We start from the raw sequence: 17,090 nt of genomic DNA, 5'->3' as shown, positions 1-17,090 counted from the left end.
ACCAAGCGCCCCTCAAGCCAGGCATACCGGCACCGCGCGTGTCGCAGAACGCTGTGCGCTTTAACCCTGTGGGTGGGTGACGGCGCTCGCCGCACCCTGCTATAGCCCACCCATGAGCGACAAACTGTTCTTCGGCGCGGCGGCCATTGTGGCGATCCTGATGCTGACCCTCGCCCTGTTCTGGCCCCAGGGAGGGCGCGTGTCCGGCGCAGAGCCTGCGCCCCAGGTTCCGGCGGAGAGCGGCGCGTGAGCGTGCGCGAGACGGGCCGGCGCGTGCTGCGCGACGAGGCGCGCGCGCTCGAGGCCCTGGCGGACGGTCTCGATGAGCGCTTCGAGCGGGCCATAGAGATCATGGCCGGTGCCAGCGGGCGCATCGTCTGCACGGGCGTGGGCAAGTCCGGCCATGTCGGTCGCAAGATCGCCGCCACCCTCGCCTCGACCGGGGCTCCGGCCATGTTCGTCCATGCCACCGAGGCCAGCCACGGCGATCTGGGCATGATTGGCGCGGGCGATGTCGTTCTGGCCCTGTCGCGATCGGGCGAGACGCGCGAGCTATCCGATGTGGTGGCCTACAGCCGCCGCTTCGGCGTGCCGCTCATCAGCATGACGGCCAAGGCCTCGAGCACCTTGGCCCGTCAGTCCGACGTGGTGCTGCTGATCCCCGACGCGCCCGAGGCGGCGTCAGGCGTTGATGCGCCCACCACCTCCACGACCTTGCAGATCGCGCTGGGCGATGCGCTGGCCGTGGCCCTGATCGAGCAGCGCGGCTTTACCGCCAGCGATTTTCGCACCTTTCATCCCGGCGGCAAGCTGGGGGCCATGCTGCGCACGGTGGGCGACCTGATGCATGGCGGGTCCGAGACACCGCTTGTCTCGGTGGACACGCCCATGCCCGAGGCCCTGATCACCATGACCGAGCGCCGCTTCGGCTCGGTCGGGGTGGTGGACAAGGATGGCCTGCTTGCGGGCCTGATCACCGATGGCGACCTGCGCCGCCACATGGAGGGCCTGATGCAGGCCCGGGCCGCCGAGGTCATGACCCCCGATCCCCTGACGGTCACGCCGGACCTGCTCGCCGCCGAGGCCCTTAAGCGCATGAACGACAGGGGCATTACCGTTCTGTTCGTCGTCGAGGACCGCCGTCCCGTCGGCATTCTTCACATCCATGACCTGCTGCGCGCAGGCGTGATCTAGAGCCAGCCCATGACCGCACCGCGCGCCGAAATCGTCCCCAATACGCCCGAGTACGAGACCTTGCCGCTCATCAAGCCCACCGGCTTTCGCGAGTACGATGCGCGCTGGATCCTGGGGCGAGAGCTGAACCTTGTGGGCGTGCAGAAGCTGGGTCTGGGGCTCGGCACCTATTTCCACGAATGCGGCGTCGCGCCGCGCGTCGTCGTGGGGCACGACTACCGGGCCTATTCGCTGTCGGTGAAACAGGCGCTGATCCTCGGGCTGATGGAGGCGGGCTGCGAGGTGATCGATATCGGCCTCGCGCTCTCGCCCATGGCCTATTTCGCCCAGTTCGCCCTCGATGCGCCCTGCGTGGCCATGGTCACGGCCAGCCACAACGAGAACGGCTGGACGGGCGTGAAGATGGGAGCGCAGGCCCCGCTGACCTTCGGCCCCGACGAGATCGGGCGGCTCAAGGCGATCGTGCTGGGCAACGAGGCCGTGGCGCGCGAGGGCGGGCGGCTCACCCGGATCGAGAACCTGAACGATCTATGGCTGGACGAGGTGACGGCGGGTGTGCGTCTCAGCCGCCCCCTGAAGGTGGTCTGCGCGTGCGGCAACGGCACCGCCGGGGCCTTTGTGCCCGAGGCGCTGCGGCGCATGGGCGCCGAGGTGATCGAGATGGACACCACGCCCGATCACGACTTTCCCAACTATAATCCGAACCCGGAAGACCACGCCATGCTGAGCGCCATGGCCGAGCGGGTCAGGGCCGAGGGGGCGGACCTGGCGCTGGGCTTCGACGGTGACGGAGACCGCTGCGGCGTGGTTGATGACACGGGCGAGGAAATCTTTGCCGACAAGATCGGACTGATGCTGGCGCGCGACCTGTCGGCGCTGCATCCGGGTGCACAGTTCGTGGTCGATGTGAAATCCACGGGCCTCTACAAGACCGATCCGGTGCTGAGCGAGAACGGTGCCGCGACCCACTACTGGAAGACAGGCCACTCCTACATCAAGCGCAAGACCGCCGAGCTGGGCGCACTGGCAGGCTTCGAGAAATCGGGCCACTTCTTCTTCAACGCCCCCATCGGGCGCGGCTATGACGATGCGGTGGTGGCGGCGGGTGCCATCCTCGCCATGCTGGACCGCAATCCGGGCCGCTCGCTCTCGCAGCTCAAGACCGCCCTGCCCGAAGCCCATACCTCCCTCACCATGAGCCCGCACTGCGATGACGAGCTGAAATATGCCGTCATCGGAAAGATACAGGACGAATATCGTGCCCTGCTGGCCGAGGGCGGCTCCATCCTCGGGCGGCGCGTGGTCGAGGTCATCGATGTGAACGGCGCGCGCGTGCATCTGGAGGACGGATCGTGGGTGCTGGTGCGCGCCTCGTCCAACAAGCCCGAGCTGGTGGTCGTGGTCGAGAGCATGCGCTCGGCCGATGACATGCGCGCCCTGTTCCGCGACGAGGTCAAGCCGCGCCTCGCCCGTCACCGCGAGGTCGGTGCCTACAATCAGGAAATCTAGCCTGGCCCCGGTCGCAATCATCGGCGGGGGCTACAGCGGCACCATGCTGGCCGTGCGCCTTGCCGAGCGCGGTCTCGCCTCGGTTCTGATCGACCCTTGCGCGCGGCCCGGTCGCGGGGTGGCCTATGGCACGGGCGAGGACTGTCATCTGCTGAATGTGCGCTCGGGACGGATGAGCGCGCGCGCCGGCGATCCCGATCATTTCGTGCGCTGGCTGCAAGTCCATGCGCCCGAACTTGCCGACCCTGATGGCTTTGCGCCGCGGCGCCTGTTCGGCACCTATATCACTCATCAGCTGGCTCTCGCGCCTGAGGGACGGATCACCCATGTGCGCGGTGCGGCGCACGCGATCGGCAAGGGCAGGGTCAGTGTGGGGGATCAACACATTGATGCGGATCATGTGGTGCTGGCCACGGGCAACCCTTCCCCGGACGGCGCGGGCAACAGTGCCCACCCGCGCGTCATTTCCGACCCGTGGGCGCAGGGCGCCCTGAGAGACATTCAGCCTACGGATCAAATCTTTCTACTCGGGTCGGGGCTGACCATGATCGACATGGTTCTGGCCCTGTTGCAGCACGGATGGCGCGGTTCGGCCCTGGCCGTGTCGCGCCGGGGGCTGCTGCCGCGCCCCCATGACAGCGATCAGCCCGAGGTGGCAGCGCGCGCGCCCGCCAAGGGTGCCCTGTCGCAGCGGCTGTCGTCCGCACGGGCGAGGGCAGGGCAGATCGGCTGGGGCGCCATGATGGACGAGCTTCGCCCGTTCAATGCCGATCTGTGGCAGGGCCTCGATTACACGCAGCGCGCTCGCTTCCTGCGCCATCTGCGCCCGTGGTGGGATGTGCACCGCCACCGCATCGCGCCGGCCATTTGGGAGCGCTTTGCGGGGGCCGATGTGCGCGTGGCGGCAGGGCGCCTGGTCTCTGTCACGCATGGTGAAGACGCCGCAGACGGTGCCGGTCTCGCGATCCGCTGGCGTCCGCGCGGCGGGGCCGAAGTCACGCTGTGGCGCGGTCAGTGGATGATTGACTGCACGGGGCCGGGCTTCGATCCGGCCAGATCCACCGACCCTCTGGTGCGCAGCCTGATCGAACAGGGCCTGGCGCGGCCCGCACCGCTGGGTCTGGGCCTCGATGTCACGCCTGCGGGCGCCCTGATCGGCGCAGACGGCAGCGCCTCCGACCGCCTGTGGGCCCTCGGCCCGCCCGCCCGCGCAGCCCTGTGGGAGACCGTGGCCGTGCCCGACATCCGCGAGCGGATCGAGGCGCTTGTCGAGACTCTGGCTGAAACCCCGGTCTCAGCTTCCTGAGCGCACGGCCTCGGCGATATCGCCGACCACGGCGCGCACGAGAGCGGCGTCGTCACCTTCGGCCATGATGCGGATCACCGGCTCGGTGCCCGAGGCGCGCACGACCACCCGCCCGCCGGAGCCCAGGCGGCTTTCGCCCGCCTTGATGGCATCTTTGACGCTGGCCTTCTCAAGAGGCTTGCCGCCGGTGTGCCGCACGTTCTCGAGCAGCTGGGGCACGGGCTCGAACTGGTTGGCCAGCTCGGACAGCGGCCGCTTCTTCTCCACCATCACCGCCAGCACCTGCAAGGCGGCCATCAGCCCGTCGCCGGTGGTGGCATGATCGCGCAGGATGATGTGGCCGGACTGCTCGCCGCCCAGATTGAAGCCGCCCTCCTTCATGCGCTCCATGACATAGCGGTCGCCCACGCCTGCGCGCTCCAGCGTCAGGCCGCGCGAGGTCATCAGGCGCTCCAGGCCCAGATTGGACATGATGGTGGCCACGATGCCGCCGCCCTTGAGCCGGTTCTTCTCGGCCCAGTCCTGGGCGATCAGGGCCATCAGCTGGTCACCGTCGATCACCTGCCCCTTCTCGTCGCAGATGATCACCCGGTCGGCATCGCCGTCCAGCGCAATGCCGATGTCGGCGCGGTGCGTCCTGACCGCCTCGATCATGTGCTTGGGGTGGGTCGAGCCGCAGTCGGCATTGATGTTGAGGCCGTTGGGTGCCACGCCGACCGAGAACACCTCCGCGCCCAGTTCGAACAGGGCGACGGGCGCGACCTTGTAGGCGGCCCCGTTGGCGCAGTCGACCACCACGCGAAGGCCCGACAGGCTCTGGGAGCGGGGGAAGGTGGCCTTGGCGATCTCGATGTAGCGCGCCTGGGAATCGTCGATGCGCTTGACCCGGCCCAGCCGGTCGCCGTCGGGCAGGGCCTCGGTCAGCCCCTTGTCCATGAGGGCCTCGATCTGAAGCTCCAGGGCATCCGACAGTTTGTAGCCGTCCGGTCCGAACAGCTTGATGCCGTTGTCGCCAAAACCGTTGTGCGAGGCCGAGATCATCACGCCCAGATCCGCGCGCATCGAGCGGGTCATCATGGCCACGCCCGGTGTCGGGATCGGCCCCAGCAGACGCACGTCCATGCCCAGAGAGGTGAAGCCGGCCACAAGGGCAGGCTCGATCATGTAGCCGGACAGGCGCGTGTCCTTGCCGATCACCACCAGATGACGGCGGTCATCGTCGGACTGGAAGATGCGCCCGGCGGCAAGCCCTACGCGCAGGGCGACCTCTGCGGTCATCGGATGACGGTTGGCGCGCCCGCGGATGCCGTCGGTGCCGAAATAATGTCTCTTGGCCATGTGCCCTCGCGCTGCCTTCCGTGCCATTGCCTTCTCATGGCGAGCCTGACAAGCCGTTACCCCCCGTAACGCCTTTTTAGGTGCCAAAGGCCCGATCGCTGCTAGATAGCCTCGGCGAGGCTGCGTCCCATGCAGAAAAACGGGTGTTTCCTCGCAGGCGTATCGCGAGGCTTGAGTGCAACGCATTAGAACGCCGCCTCCGGGCACGGCGTCAGGGAGAGTTGAGCTATGTGCGGCATCATCGGGGTGACGGGGCGAGACGATGTAGTGCCGCGGCTGATCGACAGCCTGAAGCGGCTGGAATATCGCGGCTATGACTCTGCGGGTGTTGCGGCCTTGCAGGACGGGCGCATCGCGCGGCGCAGGGCGGCGGGCAAGATCAGGGCGCTGGAGCGTGTTCTGGACACGGATGCCCTGTCGTCCGTGATCGGCATCGGCCACACGCGCTGGGCCACCCACGGCTCTCCCACCGACGAGAACGCCCATCCCCATCGCGCGGGCAAGGTGGCGGTGGTCCACAACGGCATCATCGAGAACTTCGCCGAGCTGAAGCGCGAGCTGGAAGCGGCGGGGCGCACCTTCGAGAGCCAGACCGACACCGAGGTGGTTGCCCATCTGATCGATGCGGAACTGACGCGCGAGAGCGATCCTCTGGCGGCCTTCAAGAGCGTGCTCGATCGCCTGACGGGGGCCTATGCGCTGGGCGTGCTGGTCGAGGGGCACGACGACCTGATCATGGGCGCGCGCCGGGGAAGCCCGCTGGTGGTCGGATGGGGCGAGGGCGAAATGTATCTGGGCTCCGATGCCCTCGCGGTCGGCCCTTTCACCCAGAAGATCACCTATCTTGAGGAAGGCGACTATGTGGCCCTGCGCCGTGATGGCGCTCAGGTTTTCGATGTTTCGGGCAAAAAGGTCGAGCGCGCCGTGGTGCAGGTCTCGGCCTCGGCGGCCATGGTCGAGAAGGGCAACTATCGCCACTTCATGGAAAAGGAAATCCACGAGCAGCCCGACAGCTGTCAGCAGACGCTCGCGGCCTATCTCGACATTGCCGGGCTGAAAACCCGCGCGGTCGGTGACGTGGATTTTGCCACCCTATCGCGCCTTCAGATCATCGCCTGCGGCACGGCCTTCTACGCTGGTCAGATCGGGCGCTATGCCTTCGAGAAGCTGGCGGGCCTGCCGTGCGATGTCGAGATCGCCTCGGAGTTCCGCTATCGCGAGCCGGCCCTTGGCGAGGGCACCATGGCCGTGGCCGTGTCCCAGTCGGGCGAGACCGCCGACACGCTGGCGTGCCTCACCTGGTGCAAGGCGCAGGGGCTAAAGACCGGGGCCGTGGTCAATGTGCATACCTCCAGCATGGCGCGCGAGGCCGATGTTCTGTGGCCGACCTATGCCGGTCCCGAGATCGGGGTGGCGTCCACCAAGGCCTTTACGGCCCAGGTCTCGGCGCTGCTGGCCCTGGCCGTGCGCGCGGGCGTTGCGCGCGGGCGCATCGATCCGTCCGAGGAGGCTCGGCTGGTGCGCACCCTATTCGAGGCACCGCGCCTGATTGCCGAGACCCTGACGCTGGACCCGCTGCTGCGTGATGTCTGCACCGATCTGGCGCGAGCCAGCGATGTGCTGTTCCTGGGGCGCGGTTCCATGTTCCCGCTCGCCATGGAAGGCGCGCTTAAGCTCAAGGAAATCAGCTATATCCATGCCGAGGGCTATGCGGCTGGCGAACTGAAGCACGGGCCCATCGCCCTGGTGGACGAACAGACGCCCATCGTCGCCCTGGCGCCTCATGACGACCTTTTCGAGAAGACCGCCTCCAACCTTCAGGAAGTGGCCGCGCGCGGCGGTCCCGTCATCATGATCACCGGCCGCTCGGCACCCGATCCGCTGGGCGATGCTGCGGTGCGCCTGGAGGTGCCGGACTGTGATCCGCTGATCGCGCCGCTGGTCTATGCCGTGCCCGTGCAGCTTCTGGCCTATTACACCGCGGTCCAGAAGGGCACGGACGTCGATCAGCCCCGCAACCTCGCCAAGTCCGTCACGGTCGAGTGACCCGCCGGTCCGGCGGCGATCAGCGCCCGCAGCGGGGTCATCGCCGGGGTCAGCGCCGGGCTCAACGTTCGGGCGGCGAGGTGTTCAGATAGTCTGCTTCTTCGGGCGGCAGCAGGTCGTCGGGCGTCGGTGCGCCTTCTGCGGGCTGGGCGGGAACGGTCTGGGGCTGGGGCTGGGGCTGGTTCTCGCGATCCTGACGCTCCAGGGCGGCGGCGACCTCGGCTTCGGTCGGTGCGCGCTGCTCCTCCCCCTGATTGCAGGCCACCAGAAGGCCTAAGACAGCGCCGATCGTCAGAATGCGGATCATCGCATTTTTCATGGCTGGCCTCCGGGGCTGGCCGGTGCCGCAGCGCCCTTGAGCGGGGGCAGGTCGGCCGCATCCATTTCCGCAGCCGTGACAGCGTCGATGGGCTGTCCGTCCGGTCCGGTGCCATTGACGGCGGCGGCGCGCTCGGGATCGGGGGCCGGATTGGCGGCATTGCCGCGCGCATCGCCCGCACCCGGACCGCAGGCGGACAGGACCAGGGTGGCAGCGGCGGTCAAGGCCAGAAGCGCTGTTCCGGAAGTGATTTTCGGGCACGGTTGGTCGGTCATGGCCACCTCGTGGTTTCAAAGCGTGTGTGAAAGCCTTATCAGCGTTGTGCCGCGTCTGGCTAGCGGCGAGGCGTGGGCCCTGTCGCTAACATCGGCGTCTGACGCGGCGATGACAGGCCCCGGGATGACGGGTCTGAAGATCACGGCCCTTGACAGGTTTTTGCCCGCAAGGGCCGCAGTGCAGGGATTGACGAGCATGTCGTTTGTGGAAACCCAGGTGCCGCGCAAGGTTCGCAAGGCGGTGCTGCCGGTCGCGGGCCTTGGCACGCGGGTGCTGCCGGGCACCAAGACCACGCCGAAGGAACTGCTCAACGTCGTTGATCGTCCGATCCTGAGCTACATCGTGGAAGAAGCGCGTGAGGCGGGCATCGAGCACATTGTCTTCGTCACCGGGCGGTCCAAGGGTGCGATCGAGGACTATTTCGATCACCAGATCGAACTGGAGGCGCAGCTCGAGGCCAAGGGCAAGACCGACATCCTCGCCCAGATGAACAGCGAGCTGGCGCGGGCGGGCGAGATGAGCTTCACGCGCCAGATGCGCCCGCTGGGTCTCGGCCACGCCATCTGGTGCGCGCGCGATGTGGTGGGCGATGAGCCGTTTGCCGTGCTGCTGCCCGATGTGATCGTCGACGCCCGCCCCGGCGCTCTCAGCCAGCTGATCGAGGTTTACGGGCGCGAGGGGGGCAATGTGATCGGCGTGGAGGCCGTGCCCGAGGCCGAGACCCACAAGTATGGCATCATCGATCCGGCCGGTGAGGCGCAGGGGCGCACCCGGCGCATGAAGGGCATGGTCGAGAAGCCCGCCGCAGGCACGGCGCCTTCCACCCTGGCCATCTCGGGCCGTTATGTGCTGCAGCCGGAAATCTTCTCGATCCTCGAGACCCAGGAGCGCGGCGCGGGCGGCGAGATTCAGCTGACCGATGCCATGGCCCGCCTGATGAAGAGCCAGCCCTTCACCGCCGTGCAGTACGAGGGTGCAACCCACGACTGCGGCGACAAGATCGGCCTGCTGCGCGCCAATGTCGCCCTGGCCCTGAAGCGTGCCGATCTGGGCGTGGCCGCCCGCCGCGCCATCGAGGAGGCGCTGGCCGCGCGCTGACTTATCCACAGGTGCGTGGGGCGGGTATGCTGTGGCGGGGCCGTGCCATAAATCTGCCGCTGGCAGGGCGTTCACGATTGCGTTACTGGCGATTCCAGTAGCTCCAGCAAGAGTGACAACATGCGCGTTCTGATCCTGGGCGGAGACGGCTTCTGCGGCTGGCCCACGGCGCTTCATCTCTCGAACCTCGGTCACGAGGTCGGCATCCTCGACAATCTGTCACGTCGCAACATCGACAACGAGCTGGAAGCGGGCTCCCTCACGCCGATCCGCCCCATGGGCGAGCGCATCCGGGCCTGGCGCGAGGTGTCGGGCCGCGACATCGCCTTCTTCAACATGACACTGGGCGAGGATTTCGAGCGTCTCGTGGCCCTGCTGCGTGATTTTGCGCCCGATGCGGTGGTCCACTTCGCCGAGCAGCGCGCCGCGCCCTATTCGATGAAGTCGGCCCGGCACAAGCTCTACACCGTCGACAACAACCTCAATGCCACCCATCACCTGCTGGCGGCCATGGTCGAGAGCGGGCGTGACATCCACCTGGCGCACCTGGGCACCATGGGGGTCTATGGCTACACCACCGCCGGGCTGAAGATCCCCGAGGGCTATCTGTCGGTGACGGTCGATACCGACTTCGGGCCGACGCGCCAGGACATCCTGTTCCCGCCCAATCCGGGCTCGATCTACCACATGACCAAGACCCAGGACGCCCTGTTCTTCCAGTTCTATGCCAAAAACGACGGCCTGCGGATCACCGACCTGCATCAGGGCATCGTCTGGGGCACACAGACGCGCGAGACGCGCCTCGACGAGCGGCTGATCAACCGGTTCGACTATGACGGGGACTATGGCACGGTCCTGAACCGCTTTCTGATGCAGGCGGCGGTGGGTCATCCGCTGACGGTGCACGGCACGGGCGGTCAGACCCGCGCCTTCATCCACATTCAGGACACGGTGCGCTGCATCGAACTGGCTCTGGCCAGCCCGCCGGAACGGGGCGAGCGCGTGCGCATTCTCAACCAGATGACCGAGAGCCACCGCGTGCGCGATCTGGCGCAGATGATCTCGCGCATGACCGGCGCGGACGTCAACTTCGTGCCCAATCCGCGTCTGGAGGCCGACGAGAACGAACTGGTGGTCGCCAACGACCAGTTTCTCGCCCTGGGCCTTGATCCCATCACGCTGGAGGATGGCCTGATGGACGAGGTGACGGCCATCGCGCGCAAATATGCCGAGAGGGTCAACCCCGAGCGCATTCCCTGTGTCTCGCACTGGAACGCCGAGCGCTCTCAGGCAGCGACGCAGGCCAGGGCGGGCGAAGGGCCGGGCCGCGAGGCGTCCATGGCCGCCGGTCAGGCTGCACGCTAGGCGATGACCGGTGCCGGTCCGCTCCTGGTGTTCGGCTGCGGCTATCTCGGCGAGGTAGCGGCGCGCCGTGCCCTGGCCCGCGGGCAGCCGGTCATGGCCACTTCGCGCCAGGGCGAGCGCAGGCAGGCGCTTCAGAACCTCGGTATCGAGGCGCTTGACCCGGGGGATGAGGCAGCCCTGAAGGGTGCAGCCTCCAGAGCTTCGGCCATACTCGTGACCGCGCCGCCCGATGCAGGCGGCTGTCCCGCAGCCCGCGCGCTGATCCCGGCCCTGTCGCGCACGCACAGTTTTCCCGACTGGATCGGCTATGTCTCGTCCACGGGCGTCTATGGCGATCGCGCCGGTGGCTGGGTGTTCGAGGACGGCGCGCTCAATGCCGCCAGCCTGGAAGGTGCGCGTCGCGTGCGGGCCGAGCGCGAATGGCTGGACGCGGCCCGCGGGCTGGGCCTGACGGTGCAGCTCTTTCGCCTGCCGGGCATCTACGGGCCGGGCCGCTCGGTGCTCGACCGGCTGCGCGCCAACAAGGCCCTGCTGGTGCGAAAACCCGGACAGATCTTCAACCGCATCCATGTGCGCGATGCGGCGCGTGCGCTGGACGCGGCCATGGCCAATCCCCGGCCCTCGCGCGCCTACAATGTGGTCGATGACGAACCGGCAGCAGCGGACAAGGTGATGGAATGGGCCGCGCAACGTCTCGGCCTCGCCCTGCCGCCGGAGGTCTGCTGGACCGACGAGCGCGTGTCCGATGCCATGCGCCGGTTCTATCGCGACTCCAAGCGCGTCTCGAACGCGCGCGCCAAGGCCGAGCTTGGCTGGCGGCCCGACTATCCGAGCTGGCGCGAGGGGCTGGAAGCCATCATCGCCTCAGAGCCCCTCAGCTAGAGTCCGGGGGCGTCGCCATGACCCGGCCGCTTCCCATCGGCCCCCCGCCCCCAGCCCGCAACCCGCATCAACCCGGAAAGGGCCGCGCCCGCGAAAGCCGCGATGGCGGGCTCTTGGCCAGGTGCGCACCGATGAAGGCTGCCGTCTCGACCAGCCCGCCGAGATCATAGCCGGTCTCGATGCCCGCTCGCTCGAACATGAACACCAGATCCTCGGTGGCGATATTGCCGCTGGCGCCCGGCGCAAACGGGCAGCCGCCAAAGCCGCCGCACGAGGCATCCAGAACCCGCGCTCCGGCCTCGTAGCCGGCGAAGGCATTGGCCAGACCGGTGCCGCGCGTGTCATGGAAATGCAGGCGCAGGCGCGCATTGCTCAGGCGCGGCAGGCTCTGCTCGCAAAGGCGCCGCACCCGCCACGGATCGCCCGCACCAATGGTGTCGGCCAGGGCGACCTCGCCATAGCCGAGCGCGGCGATGTCGGCCACCAGCGACAGCACGCCCGCCTCATCCACCTCGCCTTCGAAGGGGCAGCCGAACACGCACGATACGGTGACCGAAGCCTGCGAGGCCCGAAAATCCGGGCGCGCCGCAAAGCGCTCCAGCATCTGGCGCTGGGCCGCCAGCCCAAGCCCCTGATTTCTCACACCGAAGCTCTCGGTGGCCGAGACCGAGATGTTGACCTCGTCGACACCGGCGGCCAGCGCGCGCTCCAGCCCCTTTTCGTTCAGCACCAGCCCGATGCGGGTGCGCGACGGATCGGGGCTGAGGGCGGCCAGGACCTCTTCGGCGGCGGCCATCTGGGGCACCAGGCGCGGGTGCACGAACGAGACCGCTTCCAGCCTGCGCGCACCGCATGCCTCCAGCCGCCGGATGAACTCGGCGCGCACTTCCGGCTCCAGAGCCAGAGCCTCGTTCTGAAGCCCGTCGCGCGGGCCGACCTCGACGATTTCAAGGGCTGGAGAGGCCATCAGCGAGCATCCTCGCGCCCTGTGGCGGGCTCAGGAAGGCTTGCGGAGGCGGGCCGATAGAGGCGAAGGCTGACCTCGTCGCCGTTGGAATAGTTGCGCCCCTCGACGCTGTCGCCGACCGCGACGGCATCCAGTCCCGCGAGCGCCGCGCGGAAGGCGTCCTCCTCGCGCGCCTCCACGATCGCCGGACGACCCAGCCGGATCGCGCGCGCCGCGCCTGCACCATCCGTCAGTTCGGTGCGGGTGCCGGTCAGGAAGACGAAGCTCGGCTCGTGGTATCCGGCGATGGCGACGGGGCCGGGCAGGAAGCCCGCGCGCGGGTGCAGCCGGGTGGTCTCCAGCGCCTGCTCCAGACGGGGCGACACCCACAGGGGCTTGAGCTGACGGATCACGCCGGACAGGGCCGCATGGGACAGCACGCCGAACACCAGCGCCGTGACCACGGCGGTTACGGCCATGCGGTTGAGCAGAAGATAGCCGCTGGCCGCCGCGCCCACGAGCGCGAGCCCGATGGTGAAGCTGGCCCAGGTCTGGGCAGTGGAGGTGCCGAACTCGCTCAGGCCATAAAGGGTGATGGCCGTGACCAGCAGGGCTGCAAGGGCGGACAGGCCCACGCCGGTGCGCATGCTCCACTTTCCGATGGGCTGGGTCAGGGCGGCAGCGGCCAGCCACGCGATCGCGCCGAAGGTCGGCAGGGTGTAGTGCCACAGCTTGGTGGGCGCCAGCTCGAACATCAGCCAGCTCGGCACCAGCCAGCACAAGGCAAAGCGGATAGCCGGCTCGGCGCGTCGGGTGATCCCGGCCATCACGGCGGCGGGCACCATCAGGGTCATGGGAAACAGCAGCAGCGGTGCCAGCAGCAGATACTGACCCGGAGGCCCCCAGTGGCCTTCGTGTCCGCCCACGATCTTGGGGGCCAGATCGCCCATGATGGCCTCGCGCCAGAAGGCCCCGTCGGTAGCCACACTGACCGCGACGGCCCAGGGTGCCAGAATGACCGCAAGGATCACCAGCCCCCAGCCGGGCTTCAGCTCGCCCAGCCAGCGCCACTGCCGGTCCCACAGGCAAAGCGCCAGCACTGTCAGGGCCACGACAAGCGCGCCGATCGGGCCCTTGACGAGGATGGAGACCGCCAGCGCGATCCAGAACACGAACTTAAGATGGCCCGCCACCGCCTCGCCTCTTGCCCGCGCCACATAGAGCCGCGCGAGCGCCGCCAGCGCCAGAGTGACAGTCCCGGCCAGCATGGCGTCGGTCTTGGCGATGCCCGCTTCGGTGGACAGCAGGAATGTGGTGCCCAGCATGGCACCGGCCAGAAAGCCCGCCCGCGCACCGAACAGGGCGGCCCCGCCCCAGGCACAGGCAAAGGCGGCCAGCATGGCTCCCAGCAGCGAGGGGATGCGGAAGGCCCATATGTCGCGCGCTTCGGGCGATGACAGAAGCTGCACACTGGCGGCCTGCATCCAGTAGATGCCTACGGGCTTCTTGTGGCGCGCCTCGTCCTGAAAGCGGATGTCCACATAGTCACCCGTCTCGATCATCTGGGTGGTGGCCTGGGCGAAGCGCGATTCATCGCGGTCCAGCGGATGCAGCAGCATCAGCGAGGGCAGTCCGGCAAGCATGGCGATCAGCGCCGCCAGAACGGGACCGCGCCAGCCCATGATCCAAGGATCGAGATTGGGTCTTTTCATGCGCCCACTCATAGGACGCTTGCGACGGGGAGAAAAGCGCGCAGGAACTCCCGCTTTCGCTCGGGAGCGGCTATAGGCGCATGGCCCCCGATGGTCGCGAAGGCGATTGCGGGGGCGATGCCGTCCTCAAGTCCGCGCCGGATCGCCATGCCCGCCATAGCTCGCCCCTCCGCCTCGCCCTTCACGCCCGATGTTGCCGTGGTGGTTCCCGTTCATGACGAGGCCGGCAACGCCGCCGCGCTGGCGCGCGAGATCGCTGCCGCCTTTTCGGGTCGCAGTTTCGAGGTGATCTTCGTCGATGACGCCAGCCGCGATTCCACGCGCAGCGAACTGCTCGCGGCCCGCGAGGACGTGCCCCAGCTTCGCGTGCTCAGCCATACCCGCAATGCCGGTCAGAGCCGCGCGGTCCAGACCGGAATCCTGGCGGCGCGCGCGCCTGTGGTGGTGACACTGGACGGCGACGGCCAGAACCCCCCGTTCGAGGCCCCGAAGCTGGTCGATGCGCTGATCGAGGCGGGGCCGCGCGTGGCGCTGGTGGGCGGCGAGCGCGTCGACAGGCAGGACACGGCCTCCAAGCGCAGCGCCTCGCGCCTGGCCAACGGCATTCGCAAGTGGCTTCTCAAGGACAGCGCCAACGATACCGGCTGCGGGCTGAAAGCCATGCGCCGTGACGTGTTCCTGCGCCTGCCCTACTTCGATCACATGCACCGCTACCTGCCCGCTCTGGTGATCCGGGAGGGCTACCAGTGCCGGTTCCTGCCCGTCAGTCACCGGGCGAGGGGCGAGGGCCGCTCGAAATACACCAACCTCGGCAGGCTCTGGGCGGCCCTGTCGGACCTGATCGGCATCATGTGGCTGCGCTCGCGCGGGCGCCTGACCGGCCAGATCGAGGAGCACTAGGCTCGGAAAACGGCGTTCTCCTGCGGGGCGAACCCGGCTAGGCTCGGGAACCGAACAGCGCTATTAAGCCTAATGATCCCATGGGAGGACGTCCGATGCTGATTGCGCTGCCCCTGCTGCTCATCCCGGTGGTGATCTACAATCTGATCGTTCTGTTCGGCATGACGGGCGGCACGGCGGCGGTCAGCCCCGACGCCACCTTGCGCGAGCCGATGTTCTCCATCCCCATGGCCTCGGGGGCGAACTGGGAAGTGGGCGTGGGCGATGCCCTGCTTTTGTTTGCGCTGGTGCTTTTGTTCTTCGAGCTGCTCAAGTCGACGTCCAGCCAGCGCGTCGCCATCGTCAATCACGCCCTGTCGCTGATCCTGTTCGTGGTCTGCCTGGTGGAGTTCCTGCTGATCCGGGGCTTTGCCACCTCGACCTTCTTCCTGATCACCACCATGGTGCTGCTCGACGTGCTGGCGGGCTTCATCGTGACGATCATTTCGGCGCGCAAGGATTTCCAGATCGGCATTCCCGGCAGCACCTGACGGCGGCTCCCGGTGGCTTCGGGTCCGGCCTGGAGCCGCGAGACGGGCGCGCCCTGATCGGCATGGGCCTTGCGGGGGCGCACGCCATACTCTAGGGAACGCGCCCGATGTCCGCCTCGCGCGCAGGGGCGCGGACCACCGGTCCCCTCCTGATGCTGCGCGCACCCGGCACCGCACCCTCGTCGCCCCCAAGGCCGCCCCGCGCGCCGAACCCACCGGTTGTTCCCATGAAAATCAACGCCAACACCATCAAGCCCGGCATGATCCTGCAACACGACAAGGGCCTGTGGGTCGTGGTCAAGACCGCGCACGTCAAGCCCGGCAAGGGCGGGGCCTTTGCCCAGGTCGAGATGAAGAACATCGAGACGGGCACCAAGCTGAACGAGCGCTTCCGCTCGGACGACACGGTGGAGCGCGTGACGCTGGAGCAGCGCGACTTCTCCTATCTCTATGAGAGCGGTGATGCGCTGGTGTTCATGGACCAGGCCACCTACGAGCAGATCGAGTTGCAGAAGGACTGGGTGGGCGATGAGCGCATCCCCTACCTTCAGGACGGCATGCAGGTGGTGATCGAGTTTCACGAGGAGCGTGCCATCGGCCTGTCCCTGCCCGAGCAGGTGGTGCTGGAGGTGGCCGAGACCGAGCCCACGGTAAAGGGCCAGACCGCCTCGTCGTCCTACAAGCCCGCCACCGCTTCGAACGGCCTTCGCATCATGATCCCGCCCTATATGAGCGCGGGCGAGCGCATCGTCGTGGACACGGCCACGGGCGAATACGTCCGGCGCGCGGACTGACCGGCGATGGCCCTGGCATCCTCCCTCGTTCAGGTCATCATCGATGCCGTGCGCAAGACGGCGCGTCCGATGGTGCGCGATTTTGGCGAGGTCAGCCAGTTGCAGGTCTCGCGCAAGGGTCCGTCCGACTTCGTGACCGCTGCCGATCTCAAGGCCGAGCAGACCCTGTTCGAGCTGCTGACCAAGGCTCGGCCCGGCTATGGCTTTCTGGGCGAGGAGCGCGGTCTGGTCGAGGGCACGGACAAGACCCACACCTGGATCGTCGATCCGATCGACGGCACCACCAACTTCATGCACGCCATGCCCCACTTCGCCATCACGGTGGGTCTTGAACGCGCCGCGCCAGACGGCAGCCGCGAGATCGTGGCGGGCGTCACCTACAACCCGATCCAGAACGAGCTGTTCTGGGCCGAAAAGGGCAAGGGCTGCTATCTCAACGACACGCGCATCCGCGTGGCGGCGCGCCGCGATCTGGGCGACGCCCTGATCAGCACGGGCCTGCCCTTCCAGGGCCGCAGTGGCCATGCCCAGGCCATCCGTGAGATTCACGCGGTCGGGCAGCGGGTGGCGGGCATCCGCCGTCTGGGCTCGGCGGCGCTCGATCTCGCCTGGGTGGCGGCGGGGCGGTACGATGCCTTCTGGGAGCGTGGGCTCAAGCCCTGGGATGTGGCAGCGGGCATTCTGATGATCCGCGAGGCCGGTGGCGTGATCAGCGCCATCGACGAGGGCGGCGATCCCCATGACGGGGCCTCCATCTGTGCAGGCGGTGAGGATATCCAGTCACGACTGCTCGACGTCCTGCGGGGCGTCTGAGCCGAAACTTCGCACGCCCGTAAAGGGCCTGTGACGGCCCTGTCGTGATCTTGCGTCACACC

The 17,090-nt window shown here is 67.8% G+C and carries 17 protein-coding genes; 12 read left to right on the top strand and 5 right to left on the bottom strand.

Annotation, left to right across the window (positions count from 1 at the left end; all coding sequences use genetic code 11):
- The first annotated feature begins 112 nt into the window (after positions 1 to 112).
- From ACK4E3_RS07275 to ACK4E3_RS07260, 4 genes are read left to right on the top strand one after another with little or no spacing between them, the layout of a single operon-like run.
- Positions 113 to 250, top strand: coding sequence for a hypothetical protein (locus ACK4E3_RS07275; protein ID WP_409698468.1), 138 nt, complete (start codon positions 113 to 115; stop codon positions 248 to 250).
- Positions 247 to 1,194, top strand: a complete 948-nt coding sequence (locus ACK4E3_RS07270; RefSeq protein WP_409698465.1) for an SIS domain-containing protein — start codon at positions 247 to 249, stop codon at positions 1,192 to 1,194. The genes ACK4E3_RS07275 and ACK4E3_RS07270 overlap by 4 nt, the downstream gene beginning before the upstream one ends.
- 9 nt (positions 1,195 to 1,203) lie before the next feature.
- Complete coding sequence (locus ACK4E3_RS07265) at positions 1,204 to 2,703, top strand: phosphomannomutase/phosphoglucomutase (RefSeq protein WP_409698462.1); 1,500 nt, start codon at positions 1,204 to 1,206, stop codon at positions 2,701 to 2,703.
- On the top strand, positions 2,681 to 4,009 hold the full coding sequence (locus tag ACK4E3_RS07260) for an FAD/NAD(P)-binding protein (RefSeq protein ID WP_409698459.1): 1,329 nt from the start codon (positions 2,681 to 2,683) through the stop codon (positions 4,007 to 4,009). The genes ACK4E3_RS07265 and ACK4E3_RS07260 overlap by 23 nt, the downstream gene beginning before the upstream one ends.
- Here ACK4E3_RS07260 and glmM read toward each other — a convergent pair.
- Entirely contained in the window at positions 3,998 to 5,347 is a 1,350-nt protein-coding gene (glmM, locus tag ACK4E3_RS07255) for a phosphoglucosamine mutase (protein WP_409698456.1), read from the bottom strand. The two genes, ACK4E3_RS07260 and glmM, sit on opposite strands and share 12 nt — an antisense overlap.
- Positions 5,348 to 5,575: 228 nt before the next feature.
- On the opposite strand from glmM, the gene glmS reads away from it, so the two are divergent.
- Positions 5,576 to 7,393: a glutamine--fructose-6-phosphate transaminase (isomerizing) gene (gene glmS, locus ACK4E3_RS07250; protein WP_409698453.1), complete on the top strand. Its 1,818-nt coding sequence runs from the start codon at positions 5,576 to 5,578 to the stop codon at positions 7,391 to 7,393.
- Positions 7,394 to 7,454: 61 nt separating this feature from the next.
- On the opposite strand, the gene ACK4E3_RS07245 is transcribed toward glmS, so the two are convergent.
- Together ACK4E3_RS07245 and ACK4E3_RS07240 are read right to left on the bottom strand one after the other, a co-directional pair.
- Positions 7,455 to 7,712, bottom strand: coding sequence for a hypothetical protein (locus ACK4E3_RS07245; RefSeq protein ID WP_409698450.1), 258 nt, complete (start codon positions 7,710 to 7,712; stop codon positions 7,455 to 7,457).
- On the bottom strand, positions 7,709 to 7,936 hold the full coding sequence (locus ACK4E3_RS07240) for a hypothetical protein (RefSeq protein ID WP_409698448.1): 228 nt from the start codon (positions 7,934 to 7,936) through the stop codon (positions 7,709 to 7,711). Before ACK4E3_RS07240 ends, ACK4E3_RS07245 begins: the two co-directional genes overlap by 4 nt.
- A 247-nt stretch (positions 7,937 to 8,183) precedes the next feature.
- On the opposite strand from ACK4E3_RS07240, the gene galU reads away from it, so the two are divergent.
- The 3 genes from galU to ACK4E3_RS07225 all read left to right on the top strand — a co-directional run bounded on the left by galU (position 8,184) and on the right by ACK4E3_RS07225 (position 11,333).
- Complete coding sequence (gene galU / locus ACK4E3_RS07235; protein ID WP_409698445.1) at positions 8,184 to 9,086, top strand: UTP--glucose-1-phosphate uridylyltransferase GalU; 903 nt, start codon at positions 8,184 to 8,186, stop codon at positions 9,084 to 9,086.
- A 120-nt stretch (positions 9,087 to 9,206) separates the two neighbouring features.
- Complete coding sequence (locus ACK4E3_RS07230) at positions 9,207 to 10,451, top strand: NAD-dependent epimerase/dehydratase family protein (protein ID WP_409698442.1); 1,245 nt, start codon at positions 9,207 to 9,209, stop codon at positions 10,449 to 10,451.
- A gap of 3 nt (positions 10,452 to 10,454) precedes the next feature.
- Entirely contained in the window at positions 10,455 to 11,333 is an 879-nt protein-coding gene (locus tag ACK4E3_RS07225) for an NAD-dependent epimerase/dehydratase family protein (protein WP_409698439.1), read from the top strand.
- A 67-nt stretch (positions 11,334 to 11,400) separates the two neighbouring features.
- On the opposite strand, the gene ACK4E3_RS07220 is transcribed toward ACK4E3_RS07225, so the two are convergent.
- Together ACK4E3_RS07220 and ACK4E3_RS07215 are read right to left on the bottom strand one after the other, a co-directional pair.
- Positions 11,401 to 12,300, bottom strand: coding sequence for a hydroxymethylglutaryl-CoA lyase (locus ACK4E3_RS07220; RefSeq protein WP_409698435.1), 900 nt, complete (start codon positions 12,298 to 12,300; stop codon positions 11,401 to 11,403).
- Positions 12,300 to 13,991, bottom strand: a complete 1,692-nt coding sequence (locus ACK4E3_RS07215) for an ArnT family glycosyltransferase (protein ID WP_409698432.1) — start codon at positions 13,989 to 13,991, stop codon at positions 12,300 to 12,302. The genes ACK4E3_RS07220 and ACK4E3_RS07215 overlap by 1 nt, the downstream gene beginning before the upstream one ends.
- A 117-nt stretch (positions 13,992 to 14,108) precedes the next feature.
- Here ACK4E3_RS07215 and ACK4E3_RS07210 point away from each other — a divergent pair, with 117 nt between their 5' ends.
- The 4 genes from ACK4E3_RS07210 to ACK4E3_RS07195 all read left to right on the top strand — a co-directional run bounded on the left by ACK4E3_RS07210 (position 14,109) and on the right by ACK4E3_RS07195 (position 17,028).
- Entirely contained in the window at positions 14,109 to 14,891 is a 783-nt protein-coding gene (locus tag ACK4E3_RS07210; protein WP_409698429.1) for a glycosyltransferase family 2 protein, read from the top strand.
- 95 nt (positions 14,892 to 14,986) lie between these two features.
- The gene (locus ACK4E3_RS07205) at positions 14,987 to 15,421 is read left to right on the top strand and encodes a hypothetical protein (protein WP_409698426.1); all 435 of its coding nucleotides are present in this window, start codon (positions 14,987 to 14,989) and stop codon (positions 15,419 to 15,421) included.
- Between the two features lie 227 nt (positions 15,422 to 15,648).
- A complete protein-coding gene (efp, locus tag ACK4E3_RS07200; protein WP_409698423.1) occupies positions 15,649 to 16,215 on the top strand; it encodes an elongation factor P in 567 nt (188 codons plus the stop codon).
- Positions 16,216 to 16,221: 6 nt separating this feature from the next.
- Positions 16,222 to 17,028, top strand: coding sequence for an inositol monophosphatase family protein (locus tag ACK4E3_RS07195; protein ID WP_409698420.1), 807 nt, complete (start codon positions 16,222 to 16,224; stop codon positions 17,026 to 17,028).
- Positions 17,029 to 17,090 lie beyond the last annotated feature (62 nt).

Source organism: Brevundimonas sp. (assembly GCF_046299595.1).
Taxonomy (GTDB): Bacteria; Pseudomonadota; Alphaproteobacteria; order Caulobacterales; family Caulobacteraceae; genus Brevundimonas.
The sequence above is the reverse complement of the archived record's forward strand: the minus strand, read 5'-3'. Positions and strand labels throughout refer to the sequence as shown.